The 20,718-nt window shown below is 57.8% G+C and carries 16 protein-coding genes and 2 pseudogenes; 10 read left to right on the forward strand and 8 right to left on the reverse strand.

Translation table 11 applies throughout. The features are described from left to right. Window positions 1-185: 185 nt before the first annotated feature. Together tpx and L9059_RS03425 are read right to left on the reverse strand one after the other, a co-directional pair. Complete coding sequence (gene tpx, locus L9059_RS03420; RefSeq protein ID WP_247287619.1) at window positions 186-686, reverse strand: thiol peroxidase; 501 nt, start codon at window positions 684-686, stop codon at window positions 186-188. An 81-nt stretch (window positions 687-767) separates the two neighbouring features. After that, window positions 768-1,019, reverse strand: a complete 252-nt coding sequence (locus tag L9059_RS03425) for a hypothetical protein (RefSeq protein ID WP_247287621.1) — start codon at window positions 1,017-1,019, stop codon at window positions 768-770. Between the two features lie 89 nt (window positions 1,020-1,108). On the opposite strand from L9059_RS03425, the gene L9059_RS03430 reads away from it, so the two are divergent. Both L9059_RS03430 and L9059_RS30845 read left to right on the forward strand, forming a co-directional pair. After that, window positions 1,109-1,540, forward strand: coding sequence for a YciI family protein (locus L9059_RS03430; RefSeq protein ID WP_247287623.1), 432 nt, complete (start codon window positions 1,109-1,111; stop codon window positions 1,538-1,540). Between the two features lie 119 nt (window positions 1,541-1,659). After that, complete coding sequence (locus L9059_RS30845) at window positions 1,660-2,751, forward strand: RHS repeat-associated core domain-containing protein (RefSeq protein ID WP_486969854.1); 1,092 nt, start codon at window positions 1,660-1,662, stop codon at window positions 2,749-2,751. 8 nt (window positions 2,752-2,759) lie between these two features. Here L9059_RS30845 and L9059_RS03435 read toward each other — a convergent pair. After that, window positions 2,760-3,110: pseudogene (locus L9059_RS03435) on the reverse strand (DUF3313 family protein); the annotation flags it as partial. Window positions 3,111-3,311: 201 nt separating this feature from the next. Between L9059_RS03435 and L9059_RS03440 the strand changes: the two are divergent. The 3 genes from L9059_RS03440 (at window position 3,312) to L9059_RS03450 (ending at window position 7,591) form a co-directional block, all read left to right on the forward strand. Further along, window positions 3,312-5,660: a tetratricopeptide repeat protein gene (locus tag L9059_RS03440; RefSeq protein WP_247287625.1), complete on the forward strand. Its 2,349-nt coding sequence runs from the start codon at window positions 3,312-3,314 to the stop codon at window positions 5,658-5,660. A gap of 267 nt (window positions 5,661-5,927) precedes the next feature. Next, complete coding sequence (ccoN, locus tag L9059_RS03445; protein WP_247287627.1) at window positions 5,928-7,355, forward strand: cytochrome-c oxidase, cbb3-type subunit I; 1,428 nt, start codon at window positions 5,928-5,930, stop codon at window positions 7,353-7,355. A 14-nt stretch (window positions 7,356-7,369) separates the two neighbouring features. After that, on the forward strand, window positions 7,370-7,591 hold the full coding sequence (locus L9059_RS03450; RefSeq protein WP_247287630.1) for a cbb3-type cytochrome c oxidase subunit 3: 222 nt from the start codon (window positions 7,370-7,372) through the stop codon (window positions 7,589-7,591). Between the two features lie 175 nt (window positions 7,592-7,766). Here L9059_RS03450 and L9059_RS03455 read toward each other — a convergent pair whose 3' ends face one another. The 3 genes from L9059_RS03455 to L9059_RS03465 all read right to left on the reverse strand — a co-directional run bounded on the left by L9059_RS03455 (window position 7,767) and on the right by L9059_RS03465 (window position 9,390). Then, entirely contained in the window at window positions 7,767-8,261 is a 495-nt protein-coding gene (locus L9059_RS03455) for a hypothetical protein (RefSeq protein ID WP_247287632.1), read from the reverse strand. A gap of 109 nt (window positions 8,262-8,370) precedes the next feature. Next, complete coding sequence (locus L9059_RS03460; RefSeq protein WP_247287633.1) at window positions 8,371-8,892, reverse strand: GNAT family N-acetyltransferase; 522 nt, start codon at window positions 8,890-8,892, stop codon at window positions 8,371-8,373. Window positions 8,893-8,949: 57 nt separating this feature from the next. Beyond that, window positions 8,950-9,390 carry a carboxymuconolactone decarboxylase family protein gene (locus tag L9059_RS03465; protein WP_247287635.1) on the reverse strand — a complete coding sequence of 147 codons (441 nt, stop codon included), beginning with the start codon at window positions 9,388-9,390 and terminating at the stop codon, window positions 8,950-8,952. Window positions 9,391-9,595: 205 nt separating this feature from the next. Here L9059_RS03465 and pdxR point away from each other — a divergent pair, with 205 nt between their 5' ends. The 4 genes from pdxR to L9059_RS03485 all read left to right on the forward strand — a co-directional run bounded on the left by pdxR (window position 9,596) and on the right by L9059_RS03485 (window position 12,900). Next, a complete protein-coding gene (gene pdxR, locus L9059_RS03470) occupies window positions 9,596-11,029 on the forward strand; it encodes a MocR-like pyridoxine biosynthesis transcription factor PdxR (protein ID WP_247287637.1) in 1,434 nt (477 codons plus the stop codon). Window positions 11,030-11,153: 124 nt separating this feature from the next. Then, the gene (locus tag L9059_RS03475) at window positions 11,154-11,447 is read left to right on the forward strand and encodes a putative quinol monooxygenase (protein WP_247287639.1); all 294 of its coding nucleotides are present in this window, start codon (window positions 11,154-11,156) and stop codon (window positions 11,445-11,447) included. 97 nt (window positions 11,448-11,544) lie between these two features. Continuing rightward, a complete protein-coding gene (locus tag L9059_RS03480) occupies window positions 11,545-11,961 on the forward strand; it encodes a cupin domain-containing protein (protein WP_247287641.1) in 417 nt (138 codons plus the stop codon). A 228-nt stretch (window positions 11,962-12,189) separates the two neighbouring features. Then, window positions 12,190-12,900, forward strand: coding sequence for an ATPase (locus tag L9059_RS03485; protein WP_247287643.1), 711 nt, complete (start codon window positions 12,190-12,192; stop codon window positions 12,898-12,900). A 95-nt stretch (window positions 12,901-12,995) separates the two neighbouring features. Here L9059_RS03485 and L9059_RS03490 read toward each other — a convergent pair whose 3' ends face one another. Then, a complete protein-coding gene (locus tag L9059_RS03490; RefSeq protein WP_247287644.1) occupies window positions 12,996-17,897 on the reverse strand; it encodes an NAD-glutamate dehydrogenase in 4,902 nt (1,633 codons plus the stop codon). Between the two features lie 786 nt (window positions 17,898-18,683). Between L9059_RS03490 and L9059_RS03495 the strand changes: the two are divergent. Then, window positions 18,684-19,485, forward strand: a pseudogene (locus L9059_RS03495) (IS630 family transposase). A 21-nt stretch (window positions 19,486-19,506) separates the two neighbouring features. Here the strand turns inward: L9059_RS03495 and L9059_RS03500 are convergent. After that, entirely contained in the window at window positions 19,507-20,595 is a 1,089-nt protein-coding gene (locus L9059_RS03500) for an RHS repeat-associated core domain-containing protein (RefSeq protein ID WP_247287646.1), read from the reverse strand. Window positions 20,596-20,718 lie beyond the last annotated feature (123 nt).

A 20,718-nucleotide genomic window follows, 5' to 3' on the forward strand; every position in this document is an offset into this window, starting at 1 on the left:
GCGTGGGCTTCTTCTACGGGAGGCTGAACGATAAGCACTGGCGGGTATTAAGCAAAGCGCCTTTACCGGCAATTTACTTTCGGCTTACGTAACAGGATGTTTGTCCAAGACACTGATACAGATACAGATACAGAAATGAAAACGGCCTGGACAGAGCCAGGCCGTTAACAATTGTAAGCGCGAGCTTATTTCAATACAGCAAGAGCCGCTTCGTAATTCGGTTCTTCAGCGATTTCCTTGACCAGCTCGCTGTGCAGAACGTTGTCGTTTTCGTCCAGGACTACAACCGCACGGGCGGTCAGGCCTTTGAGCGGACCGTCGGCAATCGCCACACCGTAGTTCTCGATGAACTCGGCACCGCGCAGGGTCGACAGGTTCTGCACGTTTTCCAGGCCTTCAGAGCCGCAGAAACGCGCCTGGGCGAACGGCAGGTCAGCAGAGATGCACAACACCACGGTGTTGGCGACGTCGTTGGCCTGGGCGTTGAACTTGCGCACGGAGGTGGCGCAGGTCGGAGTGTCGACGCTTGGGAAGATGTTCAGCACTTTGCGCTTGCCGGCGAAGCTTGCCAGGGTCACGTCGGACAGGTTGCCGGCAACCAGGGAAAAGGCTGGCGCCTTGGAACCGGCTTGTGGCAGTTGGCCGTTGACTTGAACTGGGTTGCCTTTAAGAGTGACTTGAGCCATGAACGGAGTCCTTCTGAACGTTGATGTGGAAAATTTTGAAGAGGCCGAAGTTAACCACGAAAAATGCTCTGCTACCTATGCTCAGATACAAATCGTGATGTTTCCTTGGGTAAATTGGATACAAACGGTCGGATCCACCACCGCCGAGACATCGCGCTCAAGCAATGCGTTGAGTTGCCCCGCCTTCGTCGAATAGCTCTGGTCAAACTGGGCCCGGTCGATGTCGTGACGCGCCTGCATGACGGCAAGCGCTTTCTGCCGTGTCTGCAAGCGAGCCTGCTCCCGCGCTTGCTCTGCAGCGGCGGCGCCTCCCACAGAAAAAGAAACATCCATTGGAGAGCTTTATTTCACTGTGCGGTCGATTGCAGCCTTTGGAATTCGACTACTCAACGACCCCAATCATCTCCACAGGAGACAAGACCATGCGTTTCATGATCATTGTCAAAGCCAGCGCCGACTCCGAAGCCGGCATCATGCCCAGCGAAGAATTACTGACCGCGATGGGTAACTACAACGAGGAACTGGCCAAGGCTGGCATCCTGGTCGACTGCGACGGCCTGCAACCCAGCAGCAAGGGCGCCCGCGTGCGGTTCTCGGGAGAGCAGCGCACTGTCATTGATGGTCCGTTCATCGAGACGAAGGTGCTGATTGCCGGCTACTGGATCTGGGAGGTGAAATCGAAACAGGAAGCGATCGACTGGGTAAAGTGCTGCCCCAACCCAATGCCGGGCACTGACGCCGAAATCGAGATTCGCCCGGTGTACGCCAAAGAAGATTTCGGCGCCGAATTCACCCCCGAATCGTGCGAGCAGGAAGAAAGAGTGCGGGCCCAGGCTAAGAGATCAAATCTCTGAACATTCTCAAAGCTGTTAACTATAACAGTTACCTCTGAACGTTATTTGCTCCCTAATGGCAGGACTAAAGCGGCCGGGGCTACCAACCGGGCAAGGCATGCTTCCAGAGAGCCACCACCATGAACACCATAGTTCTACGTCGTTATTCGTACGATCCACTGGACCGAATTGCCGGCACTACCCTCGATGCGCAAACGGAATCCAAGCGTTTTTACTGCAAAAGCCATTTGAATACGCAAATTCATGATCAATCCAATACCCGTATATTCCGACACGATGACCTGCTTTTAGCACAGCAAGGCAACTGCATGGCGACGCTGAGCACAGCATTGCTTATTACCGATTGTCAGCGGTCAGTGCTCGGTATCTTTACTGCCGAGCAAGTTCAGCCTATCGCCTACTCCCCCTATGGTCATCGGACAGACGAGCATGGTTCGCCCACCCTGATGGCGTTTAATGGAGAACTCCGAGACCAATTGACCGGCTGCTATTTGCTAGGTAATGGTTACCGCGCCTTCAATACTGCATTAATGCGATTTCACTCATCAGACAGTTGGAGCCCATTTGCAAAAGGCGGATTAAATTCGTACACCTATTGTTCCGCAGATCCAGTTAATCGCAGGGATCCGAATGGCCATAGCCCGATGATGCGGCGGTCCATCTCACTAACACGATTCGAAACGCAGCCCAGGATCCCCGACATCCCGGTACCCATCAGGATGCAAGTTAACTACCCGCCCATGGCGCGAAGATTGAATCGCAATATCATGTCGAGACCGACGGGCTCCCTTGAGTCACTGGCATCTTCAAGTTCGATTGACACATTGGGGTCTCGCGCTTCTTCAAACTCCATTAGTTCTTTGGATTCCCCCCCAAGCCACGCTGCATTCAGTCCATTTGGGTCAGACGCTTCTATCGCCTCCTCGGTCTCCACCCGGTCTGCTGTTTCAACGCCACCACGGTCCAGGCAAGCATCGATATCATCTGATTCGGATTGGTCCGGATCTGGCAGGCGCAGGGACGACGAGTGGGGCTCGAACGAGTCTCTGACATCCGTTTCCTCGTATTCGTCGCAACCCACTCTTCCCGAGCCTTTTGACGATACATCATCGGCGGTAATATCAACGTCCCCCAGAAACGCCCCCTACCGTTCAGATCTGATGCCAGGGCAAGCCTCAAGGATCAGGCGCGCGCATGATGAGCGACGCTAACTCGTGTCACCCGGGTCAGTACCTGCAGCCAGTGGCAAGGACTTGCCAATCTCGAACTTGGGCGCCTGATCGTAGTAACCAGTGATGCCATTGAAGATTGCCTGAGGGTTTTTCACCATCGGCTGCGGTTTCGGATAGAGCTGGGTAGGGTCCAGATAGACGTTGGTGTATTTGCTCATATCCGGCTTGGGGTCAATCCAGCGCATCACTGTGGCGCCCGACGGCGATTGTGCTTCGCGCAACTGGCTCTGGTCCATGAGAAAGCCCGAGTATTGATCCGGTTCCACTACCTTCCTGGCACTACCCACGATGCCAACCGAGGCAATGCACAACGTGCTCATCATTAACCCTAGCTTCAAGCGAAAACGCCTGTAGGTAGGCTGACAAAATTCCGGGAAGCGGCGTTACAGGTGCAGCCAATGCTTTGAAAAAGCACTATCTTGATCCAGGCTGAGGGATGGTTCACAACGGCTAATTGACACAGCCCAGGCACGCGGCAAAGCTGCACCGATCTTGCAAGCGCGCCTGAAGGCAATCGCTCCTGGACTACGGAAGTCGCAATGCCCAAACATAAAAATAAAATTGCAGATCCAAAGCCTGATTTGCCATCGAACACACCTGGTCGCTACCTGTTTCACGTCATCATCGCCATCCTGCTCCCGGCAGTGGCGGGGATCGGCTGGTTTCTGCTGAGCAGCAAACCAATCCAGGTGGCCTTTGCACCTGCACCGATTACCCCACAGGCCAAGGCGCAATCCATCGCGACGGTGCCAGCGACCATGGTCGATCAAGCGCAATGCCAAGGCTGCCACAGCGCACAGGTCAAGGACTGGCAGGGTTCCCATCACCAACTGGCTATGCAGGAAGCCACTGCCCACACGGTGTTGGGCGACTTCAACAACGTCAGCTTCAAGGCGGAAAAAGAAACTACACGTTTCTCGCGCAAAGGCGATGGTTTCTGGGTCAACACCCCTGGCAGCGATGGCAAGGCTACTGACTTCAAGGTGGCCTACACCTTCGGCATCGCACCCTTGCAGCAATACCTGATCGAGGTTGGTGAAGGTCGGCTTCAGGCGCTCGGCGTCGCCTGGGATGTCGAAAAACATCGCTGGTTTCACCTGTATCCGGGCCAGGGCGTCAACTTCAAGAATCCGCTGCACTGGAGCAAGCCGAGCCAGAACGCCAACTTCATGTGCATCGAGTGCCACACCACCGGCTTCAAGCGCAATTTCGATGCCGCAAAAAACACCTTCGACAGTCAATGGAACAGCCTTGGCGTCGGCTGCCAGGCATGCCATGGCCCGGCCTCGAGCCACCTGGAGTGGGCAGCGAAAAAAGGTGACCTGACACACAAGGGTTTTGCCGTCGATCTCAAGGACCAGAACGCTACCGTCGAACTCGAAACCTGTGCCCGTTGCCATTCCCGGCGAGCGCCCTTGGGAGACGGTTTTACTGTCGGCAAGCGCCTGATGGACGAATACCTGCCCAGCCCCTTGACTCGCGAGCTGTATGCGCTGGACGGCAAGATCAAGGATGAGGTGTTCGAGCACGGCTCCTTCGCCCAGAGCAAAATGGCCGACAAAGGTGTGCGCTGCAGCAACTGCCACAACCCCCACAGCAACGAACTGAAGGCGCCCGGCAATGGCGTGTGCCTGCAATGCCACAACACGGCGGGCAAGACCGCCGTCGCCGGGGTGGACGGCAAGGGCTTGCAAGCAAAGAACTACGACGCCATCGAACACACCCGGCACACGATGGGGCAACCCGGTTCGCAATGTGTCGATTGCCATATGCCCGGCAAGTTCTACATGGGCAACGACTTGCGTCACGACCACAGCTTCAGTATCCCCAACCCGGAGCGAGCAAAGAAACTCGGCACACCGGACGCTTGCCTGAGCTGTCACCAGGGCAAGGCTGGCAACAAGGTTAGCGAACAGTTCAAGCGCTGGAACACCGCCTCTGCCGTGCAGGCGCCGCGCTATGACGAAAGCCTGTGGCTGATTCGCAATGGCCAGCCCGGTGCCGCCCACGCCCTGTATGAGCAGTTGCAGCGCAGACATTTGCCGGCAATCCAGCGCGCGACGCTGCTGGCCGAGTTGGCGCTGTACCCCAGTGAACAGGCTGTGAAGCTGGCAAGCAAAGACTTGAAAAACCTGGCACCCCAAGTGCGTGAAAGCGCCGTACGGGCGATCAGCGCCTTGCTGCCACCGGCCGAGCGCCCCCCCTTACTGACGCCATTGCTGGGTGATCCGGTGAAGGCCGTACGAATCGCCGCCGCGCGTGATCTGCTCGGCGCGGCCCGCAATGGTTTGGGCAACGACCAGGCCAATTGGGACTCGGCGATCGGCGAGTACGAAGGGGTGCAGAAAAGCCTGGCCGAACGGGCCGAAGCCAACCTCAACCTGGCCATGCTTTATCAGGCCCAGGGTCGCAGCGGTGAGGTCGAAGGCTTGCTGCGCGCGGCGCTCAAACGCGACCCGGACTTCTATCCCGCGCTGGTAACCCTGGTGCAATGGCTGGAAGTGGCCGGGCGTGGACAGGAAGCACAGGCGCTACTGGACCAAGGCCTCAATGAACACCCTGGTGCGGCGATGCTGCAACACTCCCAGGGCCTGGCGCTGATTCGCGCTGGCAAAACCACCCAAGCGATGCCCGCCCTGCGCAAGGCCGCCCGACTGGAGCCACAGAACGCGCAATACGGTTATGTACTTGCCATAGCGCTGCACGACAGCGGCAAAGTGGACGAGGCCTGCCAGGAACTCGAAAGGCTGCTAGAGGACCAGCCGACCAATCGCAATTCGCGGCTGTCGCTGATCCAGTACTACCTGGAAAACGGCCAGGAACCCAAGGCCCAGGCGCTGCTGCAAGCCTGGAAGCAAATGAACAGGGATGATCCGGCGTTGAAATAACCGCCCTCATGACAACACGCCCGATGACCGTAGCCGCTAGCTAGGCGACTGCTACGGGGGCCAGGGATCGCGGAGGTCGCAGGGGCCGTCGCAGCAGCCTTGAGCGTGCAACAGATTCACATGCGAGAAAGAAACCGGATCAGCTCGCGGCTTATCGCCGCAGGCTGGCTCCCCATCTGATCCGCATAAACTCGCTTTTCCTGAGTCTGTTTTGTTGCCCTCCGGATTCCTACAGTACCTGCTTTGCAACCGTGGAAAACACTGACCATGAGCACAGCAGCAATCGGAGCGGCCTATAACTATAAGGTCGTGCGCCAATTCATCGTGGCGACCATCGTCTGGGGCGTCGTCGGGATGGCAATGGGGGTGTGGATCGCCTCCCAACTGGTGTGGCCCGACATGAACCTGGACCTGCCCTGGACCACCTTTGGCCGCTTGCGCCCGCTGCACACCAGTCTGGTGATTTTCGGCTTCGCCGGCAGCGCGCAATTTGCCGCCAGCTATTACGCAGTGCAGCGCACCTGCCAAGTACGGCTGTACTCCGACAAACTTGCTGCGTTGACCTTCTGGGGCTGGCAATCAGTGATCCTGGTGATGCTGGTCACCCTGCCGCTGGGCTACACGACCACCAAGGAATACGCCGAAATCGAATTCACCGGCGCCGTGTGGATGACCGTGGTCTGGGTCGCGTACGCCATCGTGTTTTTCACCACCGTAGTGCAGCGCAAGACCAGGCACATCTACGTTGGCAACTGGTTTTTCGGCGCGTTCATCGTGGTGATCGCCATGCTGCACGTAGTCAATCACCTGTCGATCCCGGTGGACTGGTTCAAGTCCTACCCGGTGTATTCCGGGGCGACCGATGCGATGGTGCAATGGTGGTACGGGCACAACGCGGTGGGGTTCTTCCTGACCACCGGCTTTCTCGGCATGATGTATTACTTCGTACCCAAGCAGGTCAACCGGCCGGTGTATTCCTATCGCCTGTCGATCGTGCATTTCTGGGCGCTGATTACCCTGTACATTTGGGCCGGGCCGCATCACCTGCACTACACGGCTTTGCCGGACTGGGCGCAGTCGCTGGGCATGGCCATGTCGCTGATCCTGCTGGCACCGAGTTGGGGCGGGATGATCAATGGCATGATGACGCTTTCAGGCGCCTGGCATAAGTTGCGTACCGATCCGATCCTGCGCTTTCTGGTGTTGTCCCTGGCCTTCTACGGCATGTCGACGTTTGAAGGGCCGATGATGGCGATCAAGACCGTCAACGCCCTCTCCCACTACACCGACTGGACCATCGGCCACGTCCACGCCGGGGCCTTGGGATGGGTCGCCATGATCACCTTTGGCGCGGTCTACCACATGGTCCCGAAAGTCTTCGGACGTGAACAGATGCACAGTACGCCACTGATCAACCTGCACTTCTGGCTGGCGACCATTGGTACCGTACTGTACATCGCCTCCATGTGGGTCAACGGCATTACCCAGGGCTTGATGTGGCGTGCGATCAATGAAGACGGCACCCTGACCTACTCCTTCGTGGAGGCCTTGCAGGCCAGTCACCCTGGATTCATGGTCCGCTTTGCCGGCGGGGTGTTCTTCCTCAGCGGTATGTTGCTGATGGCGTACAACGTGTGGCGTACGGTGCGAGTCGCCGACGCGGCGCTGGCAGGCCGTGAAGCGCAGATTGCGTGAGACAGGGGATTGATATGATCGAGTGGCTGATCAATGGACTGGGCGTGGCAGGTTTATGGCTGGCGGTGGAGTACTGCCTCAAACGGCAGACCGCCCAAAGCCTGGAGGAAGCCAGCCTGATACCCTTTGCCGACGATCCGGAGGTGGCGCGGCGGGTGGAGCTGGCGACGGGGAAAACCGTGAAGGCGATAGCGCCCCAAGGCACGAAACCGGGTTGGGGCAATTTTAAGGTTTGATGCGGCCCCATGGGGGGGAGAACATGCTGGCGATGGTGGTGCGTCAGTTGACACCCATAGTGAATGTGACGGCCCCTTCGCGGGCAAGCCCGCTCCCCCCTGGGATCTTCGTCGGGAGCAGAGTTGCCCTGCAACACGGAGTCTGCCAAAGGGTTGAAGGGTGCCCACTGGACATTCAGCCGCGCTCGCGGGGGATCAGGCTCTGCAGCTGCTGCGCCAGGAAATTTGCATCGAAAGCAAACGTGTCTGGGTCTTTCAGACCGTTGGTTTTGCGCCACTGCCAGCTGTTTGACGGCGGCAGGCAGACCAGCGAAACACTGCCATAACGCGCCGCCGTCAAGCCCATGACTGCCAGGGAAATCTGCCCGCCAGTACCCATCACATCGGGGACGAATTCTACCGGTTTACCGGCGATCACGACCCCCATTTTCTCGGTCTTGAAGATCGAGGTTTCCACCGGAACACTGGGCCCGAAAGCAACGTATGCCTCGCGACTGACCTCTAGCAGGTTGGGTGCAATGACCGGCTCCAGCCACAGCTGGATCTGGTCGAAGAGTTCACCAATGCGCGTCGCCCACACGGCCGATTGCGCTTCAAACAGTTGCTTCTTGTGCGCTTCGCTTTCTGCGTAGTGGCGAAGCATCTGACCCAATTGCTGTACGTCGTCCATTGCGGTGTTCCTTTGGTTGAAGCAGTGCTGCGGACTTTGAGCATGGCAGATGCGCGCCGCCGGCGTACGACTAAACGCGCCAGCGGTACTTTTTGCGGTGCAGGGCAAATCAGCGAGAGGTGTGTGTGCGCCGCAGACGCGCCATGCTCAAGGTATCCACGAATATCCCATCACGCACCGCGTAGTCTCGAAACAAGCCTTCGGTCTCGAAGCCAAATTTGCGGTACAGGCTGATGGCAGCTTCGTTGTCGGCATAGACCGAAAGTTCGACCCGCTGCAGGTTCATCCAGTTGTCGGCGATGTCCATGGCGGCGCTCAATAATGTCGAGCCGACGCCCTTGCCCTGCCACGCCACAGCAACGCCCATGCCAAAGCTGCCAGCGTGGCTGCGGCGCACACGGGAATATTGTTCGAGTCCCAGGTGGCCGATGACAGCGCCCTGATGCAGGGCGACGAGTTTCAGTGCGCGTTCGTTGTCCGCTTCGATGCGCTGGCGCCAGACCTCCACGGACTGGTAAGGCATCTGCAGAACCTGGCGAGTGATCGCCGTATCGTTGTAGAGCGCGGCGACGCCTTCGAGATGGGATTCGTTGAAGCGTTCGAGGCTAATGACGGAATCGGTGCCAGACATGGGTGATTCATCCTTGATACAGACATGGCCCCCCATCCTATAGGCTTTCTGCACCCGTCAACAACTCGGGGCCTGGCGAAAACTCACGGCTAGGCGATTCCAGCTGTTGATGGTGGTGACGGCAATGGTCAGATCGACCATTTCGCCTTCACTGAATTGCTCCCGGGCCTGGGCGTAGACATCATCTGGAACATGGCTTTCAGCAAGCAGCGTGACCGCCTCGGTCCAGGCCAGCGCAGCGCACTCACGGGGATTGAAAAAGCCGCTGTCGCGCCACACCACGATCGAATACAGCCTCCGATCGGTCTCGCCAAAGCGCCGCGCGTCCACCGAGTGCATGTCGGTGCAGAACGCGCAGCCATTGAGCTGTGAGGCGCGGATCTTGATCAGGTGCAGCAACTGCGGCTCGATACTGAGGCGGCTGGTAAGGGCCTCCATGGCGATCATGGCTTTCATCGCCTTGGGCGATGCACTGTAGTAATCCAGACGGGAATTCATGGCGTGCCTCGCGGGCCGATAGATACAACCTACGGTAGGCGCGAACGGCTGGTCGTTACAGCTCCAATTCGGCGAATTAACCGTGGACCACCCCGGCGCCAGGCCAATCCGCAGTTTTTTATTCACACAACTACTGCATGTTCGCTCATGCGGGTAATCTTGCGCGATCGGACCCACATCTGAATCGTCCCCGGAGCCCGCCGGTATGGAACTTCATGTCGTCATCAACGGCCGCAAAGATCTGGCTGGCCAGTTGTACAACCAGCTGCGCAGCGCTATTGAATCCGGTCGTCTGGCGGCTGGCACGCAGTTGCCGCCCAGCCGGTTGCTGGCAGAGCAACTGGGCATCTCGCGCAAGACCATTTCCGATACCTATGCGCAGCTGACCTATGAGAACTACCTCACCGGGGTCATCGGCAAAGGCACCTATGTCAACGCCCGACCGGCCAAAATCAACCGCAAACAGAGCCATTCGGACCTGGCCAGTGCCGAGGTCATCGAGTCCTGGCGCAATTTGCCGGTGTTCTTGCGCCACCCGACGCTCGAAGGTTCGCTGCGTTACGATTTTATCGGCGGCGCCACCAGCAAGGGCCAATTCCCCCAAGACGATTGGCGGCGGTGCACTGCCCATGCCCTGCGCCAGATGTCCGGCTCCAAGGGCTTCTACAGCCAGTCCGAAGGCCTACCAGCGCTGCGCAACTCGATTGCGCGGCACATCGCCTTTTCACGCGGGGTGAACTGCCAGGATGAGGACGTGGTGGTGTGCAACGGCGCGCAACAAGCGCTGGACCTGATCTCCCGTGTGCTGACCCGTCCCGGCAGCCTGGTGGCCATGGAGGATCCCGGCTATCCACCGGCGCGCTTGCTGTTTGGCAGCCACGGCGCAACGGTGATCGGTGTGCCGGTCGATGGCGAAGGCATTCAAGTGGACAAGATTCCCTTGGGCACCCGGCTGATCTACGTCACGCCCTCCCATCAGTTCCCGCTCGGCATGCCCATGAGTGCGCAACGTCGGCTCGAGTTGCTGGAGCGCGCGCACGAACTGGGGGCAATCATCATAGAGGACGATTACGACAGCGAATTCCGCTACGAGGGCCAGCCGACAGATTCGCTACAAAGCATGGACGAGCGTGGCATCGTGGCCTATGTCGGCACGTTCTCCAAGACCCTGTTACCGGAACTGCGCCTCGGTTATGCGATCCTGCCGCCGGCCATCCTCGAAGCGGTGATTCGCGCCAAGCAACTCACCGACCTGCACACCTCCACCCTGCCCCAGTGGGCGCTGGCCAAGTTCATCGCCGAGGGTTGCCTGCTCAAGCACATCAGGCGCTGCCATACGATCTATGCCGGGCGTCGTGAGCGCCTTCTCGAACGCGCAGCCACTGATTTGGCGCCATGGCTCGAAGCGGTGCCGTCGACAGCGGGATTTCACTTGGTGCTGATGTTCAAAGTGCCTATCGATATGCCACTGCTGGTCGAGTTGGCGAAAAAAGTCGAAGTAGGGCTTTATCCGATTGAGGGCTTCTACTATCAACAGACGCCAAGAGACGGGCTACTCATGGGTTTTGGCGCCATTGAAACACTGGACATCGACCTTGCCCTTAGCCGTTTGCGTGACATTCTCCAGCAGGTCGCCTGATCAATTGGCGCAGGGGTTTATCATGCGATTGGCTATTGGCGGTCCCGGGGCACAGGCCTATTCTGCAAAGGCGTTTATCCCTCAGTGAGCAGGATTCGTCCGGCCTGATTCAGGAGTGTGAGCAATGTCCACCGAAGTGATCAATACCGTACACATACGGGCCGTCGCCGGCCGCTCGGAAGAGCTTGGCAAACAACTGCAAAGAATTGTCGAAACCCTTCGCCGGCAGCCGGGTTGCGACTCCTATATGGTCGACCGCTGCCCCGAGGACAGCAACCGCTGGAACGTCAGCGCCCGCTGGCAGTCGGAAGCGGCCATGCATTCGCATTTCACCTGCCCTGAAGTCCAGGGCTTTATCGGCCTGATCGACAACCAGTTAGCCAATGCGGTGGACTTCAACAGTTTCCCCATCCGTTGAGATTGGTCCCCTGACCTTCTCGGGAATTGGCTGTTTGCTTGGCTTCACCAGCGAACTAATGTGGGTTCGGACAACCCCTTGCTTTCAGGTGATACCCATGAAAACCCTGCGCTTACTCGCTACTCCCCTTGCTGCCTTGGCCCTGACCGTTTCTGCTGCCGCGCTGGCCCACGAAGGCGCCCCATCGGAAAAGGTCACGGTGCTGCAAGACCAGATGCTGAAGAACGTACCCGGCAAAAAAGCTTTGATGATCGAGGTCGACTACCTGCCTGGCCAGTCTTCCATCGCCCACAAGCATGAAGGCACCGCCATGGCCTACGTCCTGTCCGGCGAGATCATCTCGCAAGTCAAAGGCGAACAAGCGGTGAACTACAAGGCCGGTGAATACTGGTACGAACCTGCCGGCTCGGAGCATCTGGTATCGAAAAACGCCAGCGCGACGCAACCCGCCAAGCTGTTGGTATTCATGGTGTTGTCGCCGGAAGAGAAAGTGTTGATCCCATTGAAAAACTGATAGCTGAGCTACGGTGCATAAATAATCAGGCCCATTTCAATTATTTGGGCCTTTTTATTTCCCCAGGCGATTAGTCGCCAATCTTTAAGCCAAACAAAACTAATGACTGCGCCGGTGTTACTGACGGCGCTATTTCATTAATTGCTCACAGGTCTAGTCTTGGAATGACTGCCGGATCAAAGTCGGCGACCCACTTCCCGAACTAAGTTGTTTCACTGGAGTAACACCATGAAACTTGTACTGATCAGTACCTTGACGATGACGATTGTTTTAACGGGCTGCTCTGTTCCAACTGCACCGCAGTCGGTTGCTTCGCTGGATGGGATCTTCTCCGAACCAATAGGCCGCAGCGCCTCCACTCAGTTACCCAGCGGCCCCGGCACGTCTGTGGGTATTGTCTACAGTCGTAATACCCAGACCAATCGCGCCTACCTCAATGACTACCGCGCCAACGCGGGAACGGGTTTCGGCCAGAGCCTGCTGGCGCAGCCTATTCATGACGCCTACGTTGCCACCTCTGCGCCGGACATGGCAGTCGATTGGGTCAAGGCCTCGCTACAGCGCCAGTTTGGCTCAGTGACGGAGTACCCGGACATGCAGAGCTTGCGCGCAGCCAGGCCAGACGTGGCGGCCGTGGTGGATGCCCGCAGCCAGTTGATTACTTCGCGCAGTTCGGATGTGGAGGCGGACGTCAGTGCGCACTTCTATGACCGCAACCTCAACTACATTGGCACCGCACGCGGCCATGATGCCAAGTCATTGAGTCCTTTATGGGCTGATTACAAGCGCAGTGAAGACATTGTCGCGGACATCAATAAACAACAGGAAGTGCAAGTTAGCGCACTGCAGAAGTTTGACCAGTCGCTCAGTAATTTATTGACCAGACCGACAAGTAATGTGTCGATGAATGATGATAATAAAAGCGATAATTTGTATTGAGTCTGATGGCGTCTCCGCGAGCAAGCCCTTCCAGACACTCCCAAACCAAAAAACCCCGCATCTCTCAATGCGGGGTTTTTTCATTCAGCGCCTGATCAAGCCGCCGGTTCCAGCTCTTTGCTGGCCGGGGCAGGAGCAGGCACTACCGCTTGCCCGCTCAAGGCCAGGTCCAGCAACTCACGGTTGGCCACTGCATACATGGCGTAGTCCGTGCCACTGGCGGCACGGATTTCCACCAGCATCGCGCGCCAGCGCTCGATCATACTCACGTGCTCGGCCATCCACAGTGCCAGGCGTGTTTCCACGTCTTGGGAACCGTCGCCCTGTTGCAGGACCGAAATGGTGATCGCACGTTGTTGCCAGTCGACGTCGTCGCGGAACGCTTCACGGGCCAGGGCCTGCCAGTTGTTTTCAACCGGCAAGGCACTGATCTGCTGCAGGTACCAGGTGATGTCCAGCGCGCTACCCACAGCGAAGTAGGCCTTGGCCACGTCCGCAGCGTTCTGGCCGGTCACGTCGGCGGCCTCGATGATCGGCAGCAGCGTGTACAGGTGCGAAGTACCCGCCACCATGCGCGCGAGCAACTCCGGCACGCCCGCTTCGACGTACGCCTGATAGCGCGCCTGCCAGTTCTGGTGGATCTCGCCACTCAACAGTTCGTCGAGTTTGAGGCCTAGCTCCTTCAGGTGCGGACCGAAGTGTGCGACGTCGCGGGCAGCATTCTGCTCGTTGCGACGGGCACGCAGGAACCAGCGCGTAGCGCGGCGACCCAGGCGCATCAGCTCGTCCATCAGCTCCAGCTGCACATCTGCCGACACCTGGTAGTCCAGCGCTTCAATCTGGCGGAACCAGTGCGGGAGATGGAAGATGTCCCGAACGATGACATAGGCACCCGCCACATTCGCCGGGCTCATGCCGGTCGACTCTTTGAGTCGTTGAACGAAGGTGATGCCCATGTGGTTGACCAGGTCGTTGGCGATCTGGGTGCTGACGATTTCGCGCTTCAGACGGTGGCGGCGCATGGCGGCGGAGAATTTACTCACCAGGCTTGGCGGGAATGCGGTCTCCATGTCGCGGGTCAGGTAGTCGTCGTCCGGCACCAGGGAGCCCAACAACTGCTCCTTGAGGTCGATCTTGCTGTAGGAGATCAGCACAGACAGCTCGGCACGGGTCAGGCCATGGCCTTCGGCGATGCGTTCGTTGATCGCTTCCTCAGCCGGCAAGAACTCGATGGCACGATCCAGCTTGCCGCGACTTTCCAGGTCGTTCATCAGGCGCTTGTATTCGGCAATCCGCGGCAAGGCACGGCGGGCTGCCAGGGACAACGCCTGCGTCTGCTTGTAGTTGTTGCCAAGCACCAGGTTGCCCACTTCGTCGGTCATGCTCGCCAGCAACAGGTTGCGTTGCTTGTCGGTCATGTCGCCGGCCTGAACCACTTCGTTCAGCAGGATCTTGATGTTCACTTCGTGGTCGGAGCAGTCCACGCCACCGGCGTTGTCGATGAAGTCGGTGTTGGAACCGCCGCCATTGAGGCCGAATTCCACACGACCCAGCTGGGTCATGCCCAGGTTTCCGCCCTCGCCCACGACCTTGCATCGCAGCTCGTTGCCGTTCACGCGCAGCGCGTCGTTGGCCTTGTCGCCAACATCGGCGTGGCTTTCGCTGCTGGCTTTTACATAGGTACCTATGCCGCCGTTCCACAACAGGTCGACCGGCGCCTTGAGCAAGGCGTTCAGCAGCTCGGTTGGGGTCAGCTTGTCGGCCTGGATAGCGAAGCGCGCTTTCATCTGCGGGGAAATCGCGATGCTTTTCGCACTACGGGAGAAGATCCCGCCGCCTTCGGACATTATGCTGGTGTCGTAATCCGACCAAGCCGAACGCGGCAGGTCGAACAGGCGCTGACGCTCGGCGAAGCTGTTGGCCGGTTGCGGGTTCGGGTCGATGAAGATGTGCAGGTGGTTGAACGCTGCGACCAGTTGCAGCTTGTCGGACATCAGCAAGCCGTTACCGAACACGTCACCGGCCATGTCGCCCACGCCAACCACGGTGATGCTGTCTTCCTGGACGTTGATGCCGCGCTCGCGGAAGTGGCGTTGTACACCCACCCACGCGCCCTTGGCAGTGATGCCCATTTTCTTGTGGTCATAACCGGCGGAACCACCGGAAGCGAACGCGTCACCGAGCCAGAAACCGTAGTCGATAGCGATGCCGTTGGCGATGTCGGAGAACGTCGCAGTACCTTTGTCCGCAGCCACCACAAGGTACGGGTCATCATCGTCATGGCGCACGACGTTGACCGGCGGAACCAGCGCACCGTCCTTGAGGTTGTCGGTGATGTCCAGTAAACCGGAAATGAAGATGCGGTAGCAGGCGATGCCCTCGGCCGCGATCTCGTCACGGCTGCCGCCCAATGGCAGGCGACGCGGCAGGAAGCCGCCCTTCGCACCCACTGGCACGATGACCGAGTTCTTCACTTGCTGGGCTTTTACCAGGCCCAGCACTTCGGTACGGTAGTCTTCTTCACGGTCGGACCAGCGCAGGCCGCCACGAGCAACGTTGCCGAAGCGCAGGTGCACGCCTTCGACGCGCGGCGAGTAGACGAAGATTTCGAACTTCGGTACCGGCTTCGGCAGCTCAGGGATCAGGTGTGGGTTGAACTTGAAGCTGAAGTAGGACTTGTTATGGCCCTGCGCATCGGTCTGGTAGAAGTTGGTGCGCAAAGTCGCTTTGATCAGGTCCAGGTAGCGACGCAGGATGCGGTCTTCGTTCAACACCTGGACATCGTCCAGTGCGCTGACGATGGCTTGTTCCAGACGTTGCTGCTTGTCTTCCAGGTCGTCGCCGGTGAGCTTGCGCGCCAGGTAGAAACGGGTCTTGAACAACCGGGTCAGCTCGCGAGCGATATCGGTGTGGTTGTTCAGGGTGCTGGCGATGTAGCCCAGGTCGAAGCCCAGACGGATCTGCTTCATGTAGCGCGCATACGCACGCAGCAGCGCCACATCGCGCCATGGCAGGCCGGCGGTCAGTACCAAGCGGTTGAACGCATCGTTCTCGGCATCACCACGCACGATGTGGACGAAGGCGTCCTGCAAGGTGTCGTTGAGTTGCTGAATGTCGAGGTCCAGGCCTTCAGCGGCGGTGAAGGCGAAATCGTGAATCCAGAACTCGCGGCCATTGGTGTGACGCAGGCGATACGGGAACTCACCCAGCACGCGCAGGCCGAGGTTTTCCAGAATCGGCAACACGTCGGACAAGGCCAGCGGGGTATCGGCGTGATACAGCTTGCAGTGCAGCTCGCGCTGACCGGAGACCTGACCCAGTGGCTGATAGAAGCTCATCACCAGTGGATTTTTTTCGTTCAGGCTCAGCAGGTGCTGCATGTCGACCACAGCTGAATGCGCCGCGAAACGCTCGCGATAGCCGGCCGGGAAGCCCTTCGGGAAGTCTGCCAGCACGTTGGTGCCGCTGGCTTCGCCGAAGCTTTCAACGGTGAGGCTGGCGTAGTCGTCCTGCCAGCTGCGGCAGGCTTGCACCACTTCTTTTTCCAGCAGGACCGGGTCGATGTCCAGGCGGTTCTTCGGATCAACCCGCAGAATCAGCTGCACACGGGCCAGCACGGACTCGGAGAAGAAGGTCCAGAACTCGCAATCCGAAGCTTTCAGGCGATCCATCAGCACTTGCTGGATCTTCTGGCGCACTTCGGTGGAGTAAATGTCGCGCGGCACGTAGGCCAGGCAGTAGCAGAAACGACCATACGGGTCTTTGCGCAGGAACACGCGAATCTTGTTGCGTTCCTGGATCTGCACGATCGACATCACGGTGGCGAACAGTTCGTCGACCGGGGTCTGGAACAGGTCGTCACGCGGCAGCACTTCAACCACCTGCGCCAGTTCCTTGCCCAGGTGGGCCTTGGCCTGGAAGCCGGAGCGGCGCTCGATTTCCTCGACCTTGCGGCGGATGTACGGAATAACCCGAACGCTCTCGCCATACACCGAAGAGGTGTACAGGCCCATGAAACGGCATTCCTTGATAACCTTTCCGTCAGCATCGATTTCACGAATCGAAACGTAGTCAGGGTACGCGGGACGGTGCACGCGGCTTGGGTGCGCGGCCTTGGCAAACGACAGCAGAGTCGGTTCGCGCAGGTAGTTCACGGCGTAGTTTTCGATGCGCAAGTCATCGTAGGTCAGGCCGGTGCGCAGCAATTTGGTCAGGCCGAGGAACGAATCCTGGTCGTAAACGATGTGGCCGCCATCGGCTTCATCGCGCACCACGAATTCTTCGTAGCCCAGGAAGGTGAAGTGGTTGCCCACCAGCCATTCCAGGAAGCTTTTGATCTCGTTCTTTTCTTCAGGGTCGGCAGCAAACTGGCTGTTATCGAGGCCGGCCAGGATTTCCTGGACCTTGGATTTCATCGGCTCGAAATCGGTGACCGCCACGCGGACCTCACCGAGCACCTGTTCCAGCTCTTTGCTCAATACGTTCAGTTCGGCCGCATTGGCGCAGCGGTCGATTTCCAGGTACATCAGGGATTCTTGCAGGATCCCTTCGCCCTGGGTGCCTTTTGGCAGGATTTCCAGCAACTCGCCTTTGCTGCCGCGACGCACGCTCAGCACAGTGGTTTGCAGGGTATGGATGCTGTAGCCGCGACGGTTCAGCTCGGTACGCACCGAGTCCACCAGGAACGGCAGGTCGTGGTGCAGCACTTCGACCGCGGTATGGGTCGACTGCCAGCCGTGGCGTTCGTAATCAGGGTTGTAGACGCGCACTTGCGGCTGCGCGTGATCGAAGCGCTCAAGCAGGCGCCACGCCGAAAGGGTACAGCCAGCGAGGTCGGACAGCCGACGCTGGGTCAACTCGTCCAGGGAAATGATGCCGAAAAATTGTTCAGCGAACAGCGCCACTTGTGGCAGTGCCTGTTCACTGATGTGCTGCGCCAGTGCCGCTTGCAGTTGGTGCTGGAAGTCGGCTTTGCTGGCTGCGGTGAAGAACGCCATCTGTGGTACTCCGCTTGGGCTTGTTATTGATGGAAGCGTCGCGTGCAAAACCCCTCTCGGGGCGATCCGTCACCCTGTTCCTGATTCTCGGGCAGAGGAAACAGGGTGACAGGTGGGTGAAGCTGGACGAGACACTCGGGTCACATTCACCTTCCATAAATGGGCATCTGCAAAAACCACTGCGCGATGGATTGCGCACTGTTTTTACGGGTATCCATTCGATGCGCAGCTTAACGAGTGCGACAATGTGCCTGCTTGCGGTGCTGCGACATATTCGGTCATCCGCACGTAACTCGCGCCGGGCGTATCGGTCAACACTAGCAGGCATGGGGAAAAAATGATGATTTCAGCGACAAATGCGTGCAAGGCGCATCTGTTGTGACCGAGGGCGCCCCAGTGGTCACTCCAACTGATCCGCAGCTGCCCTTCAGCACGACGTCATCCAAAACCCTGTACATCGACGAACGGGTGCACACGGTTGCACGGCAGCCAGGCTTATGCCAATTGTTGACCAAGGCATCCCGCGTTGTAGGGAGCAAGTTGCCAGACTGGCCTTTCCCATCTCATCGCCACCTACTTTCTGATATCAGCGCTTTCTCTCACCGTATTTCCCGGCCTATAAATAACAGAACGAAAGCGAGCACCATCGTGGAATTTTTTTGTTTATCTACAAATAGAAACTGCCTTTAAAGCGATGACAGACGGGACTAGTGTGCTATTCCCGAAATAACTTTTCTGTGGTCTTGGCTACACTTCCTCTGTCATTCAGCGCTCGGTCGAACGCAGGTGAACGCCCAAGAGATTGTCCTCAGCCCAGAAGAACAAGCCAAACTGAGCCGCCGAGCACGCTCGGCCACCACCAGCCAGCGCGACGGCCGTCGCGCCCGAGTGATCCTGCTGGCAGCCCAAGGTCATTCACGGGTAGAAATCGCGCGCTTGACCGGTTTCTCACTCCCTACGATCACCTGCTGGTGCCAGCGTTTTTAAACGCTGCGATTGGGCTGTATCTCGACCCGCCAGACACGGCGTTGGTGCTGTGCTGCGATGAGAAAAGCCAAGTTCAGGCCTTGGAGCGTACCCAGCTTGGACTGCCTGTGGGGATCGGGCATATCCGCACGCAATCGCACGATTATATGCGCCACGGCACCGTCACCTTATTCACTGCGCTGGATTATCTTAAGGCGCGCTTGATCAGTTGCATCGAGCGCCAACACCGGCATCAGGAGTGGCTGGAATTGCTCAAAAAGATCAATCGCGAAACGCCCAAGCACCTTCAGTTGCATCTGATCGTGGACAATTACGCCACGCCCAAACACCCGAAAGTGAAGGCCTGGCTTGAGAAGCACAAACGCTTCCACATGCATTTCACCCCGACCTCCCGCTCGTGGATGAACATGGTTGAGCGGTTCTTGTGTATTTGCGGAAGGGCAGCCTCAGCTCAGTTCGCGAATTGGAGAGCTCGATTACCACGTTCCTGGCACTGCGAAATGCGCAGCCGACTCGCTACATCTGGAACGCAAAGGCAGAAGATATTTTGAGCAAAATACAGAGAGCCAGTGAGGCGATGGCCTCACAGGTTGGCGGGTAAATTATTTCTAATAACAGAACATTAGTTACCTCTGATAGTTCCAGTTGATTTTTTTACTTTATCGAAGATAACCGGGCGATACAGCCCATCGCCGTACTTATGGAGAAAAAGGCCTTTTTTTACGACTCCAAAATAATAAGGACCTGCATAGGTTTCACCAATCTTCAATTCCTCAAAGACTCTTGGAGTGTCGACAGATACAACCTTCCCTTGATAGCCCTTAACCGGACGCTTCACCAGTCGATTAAAAACTTCAGCGAATGAAATATCCGCAATACCAAAACCGTTTTTTTCTACGCTTGCGGAATGACATATCACCAGCCTTACACGATCGAACTTCTCGACATTGACCCCGTGCTGCTTGGCAAGTCCAACCAGCTCAATCCCACTAAAGCCCTCTGTCAATCCGCCTGGAGACCCATGCGCCTCAAAGGTGAGCCTGGAGCCATCCTTATCTTCAAAGGTAAATATCCCTTCAGAAAGCCTTGTTACGTTAGCCACAGGCTTAAGTTTAACTCCAATTTTCAAAGACTGTATTTGAGCCTCAATTCTTGAAAGATACTGACTTAGCACAGAGCTGAAATGCCCCGTAGCGTCACTCCGATTAACCGGATCGCCGTGGCAATAAGCATAAGTATTCAACCCGCCCTTTCCAAACGGGCCCAAGTTATCCGGGCTGTTGAAGCGTATCAACACTGGATTAAACGCTCGATAGCCGTTGCCCAGCAAATAATGCCCGGTCGCCGGGTCTGGTCGCTGCCCGTTGAAACCTAAAAAGCTGCTCAAACCGTTTTGGAGTGCACGGTGACCATAGGGCGAATAAGCAATGACGCGCTGGCGATTGCTCTGAAGTGCATTCAGGACAGAACGTTGCTGATCCGTTGTCAGCAATGCTTTGGCAACGTGGTCGTCATGGCAATGACGCGCTGCGAGCAACCGATCACCGTACTGAATAATCGACAACTGCTCGGCACCCTGAGTTTCGGTGACCAAACGGTGTCCGCAGTAGAAACACTGGCGATGAAGACCTCCCACCCGCCTATGGCTGGAAAGCCTGTCCAATGCGTCGTACTGATAACTGGTGACGGCGGGGGGCTGCTGATCGGGCATCGGGGAATTCTCCGAACAACGTGGATGAGGAAAACACCCAACACTCTCCATCGCTTTACTAGGATCAACAACTAGCAGATCTGCTAGTTTCCACACACTTCAGCAAAAAAACGCCGACACTGG

The sequence above is a fragment of the Pseudomonas violetae genome, from assembly GCF_023072615.1.
In the GTDB taxonomy this organism is placed as follows: domain Bacteria; phylum Pseudomonadota; class Gammaproteobacteria; order Pseudomonadales; family Pseudomonadaceae; genus Aquipseudomonas; species Aquipseudomonas violetae.

Bases quoted from the DNA above. Each gene is read 5' to 3' on its own strand.
- L9059_RS03460 (WP_247287633.1), bottom strand. From the start codon at position 8,892: ATGTCTGGCACCGATTCCGTCATTAGCCTCGAACGCTTCAACGAATCC.
- L9059_RS03430 (WP_247287623.1), top strand. From the start codon at position 1,109: ATGCGTTTCATGATCATTGTCAAAGCCAGCGCCGACTCCGAAGCCGGC.
- L9059_RS30845 (WP_486969854.1), top strand. From the start codon at position 1,660: ATGAACACCATAGTTCTACGTCGTTATTCGTACGATCCACTGGACCGA.
- ccoN (WP_247287627.1), top strand. From the start codon at position 5,928: ATGAGCACAGCAGCAATCGGAGCGGCCTATAACTATAAGGTCGTGCGC.
- L9059_RS03490 (WP_247287644.1), bottom strand. From the start codon at position 17,897: ATGGCGTTCTTCACCGCAGCCAGCAAAGCCGACTTCCAGCACCAACTG.
- pdxR (WP_247287637.1), top strand. From the start codon at position 9,596: ATGGAACTTCATGTCGTCATCAACGGCCGCAAAGATCTGGCTGGCCAG.
- L9059_RS03440 (WP_247287625.1), top strand. From the start codon at position 3,312: ATGCCCAAACATAAAAATAAAATTGCAGATCCAAAGCCTGATTTGCCA.
- L9059_RS03450 (WP_247287630.1), top strand. From the start codon at position 7,370: ATGATCGAGTGGCTGATCAATGGACTGGGCGTGGCAGGTTTATGGCTG.
- tpx (WP_247287619.1), bottom strand. From the start codon at position 686: ATGGCTCAAGTCACTCTTAAAGGCAACCCAGTTCAAGTCAACGGCCAA.
- L9059_RS03485 (WP_247287643.1), top strand. From the start codon at position 12,190: ATGAAACTTGTACTGATCAGTACCTTGACGATGACGATTGTTTTAACG.
- L9059_RS03455 (WP_247287632.1), bottom strand. From the start codon at position 8,261: ATGGACGACGTACAGCAATTGGGTCAGATGCTTCGCCACTACGCAGAA.
- L9059_RS03475 (WP_247287639.1), top strand. From the start codon at position 11,154: ATGTCCACCGAAGTGATCAATACCGTACACATACGGGCCGTCGCCGGC.
- L9059_RS03480 (WP_247287641.1), top strand. From the start codon at position 11,545: ATGAAAACCCTGCGCTTACTCGCTACTCCCCTTGCTGCCTTGGCCCTG.
- L9059_RS03465 (WP_247287635.1), bottom strand. From the start codon at position 9,390: ATGAATTCCCGTCTGGATTACTACAGTGCATCGCCCAAGGCGATGAAA.
- L9059_RS03425 (WP_247287621.1), bottom strand. From the start codon at position 1,019: ATGGATGTTTCTTTTTCTGTGGGAGGCGCCGCCGCTGCAGAGCAAGCG.
- L9059_RS03500 (WP_247287646.1), bottom strand. From the start codon at position 20,595: ATGCCCGATCAGCAGCCCCCCGCCGTCACCAGTTATCAGTACGACGCA.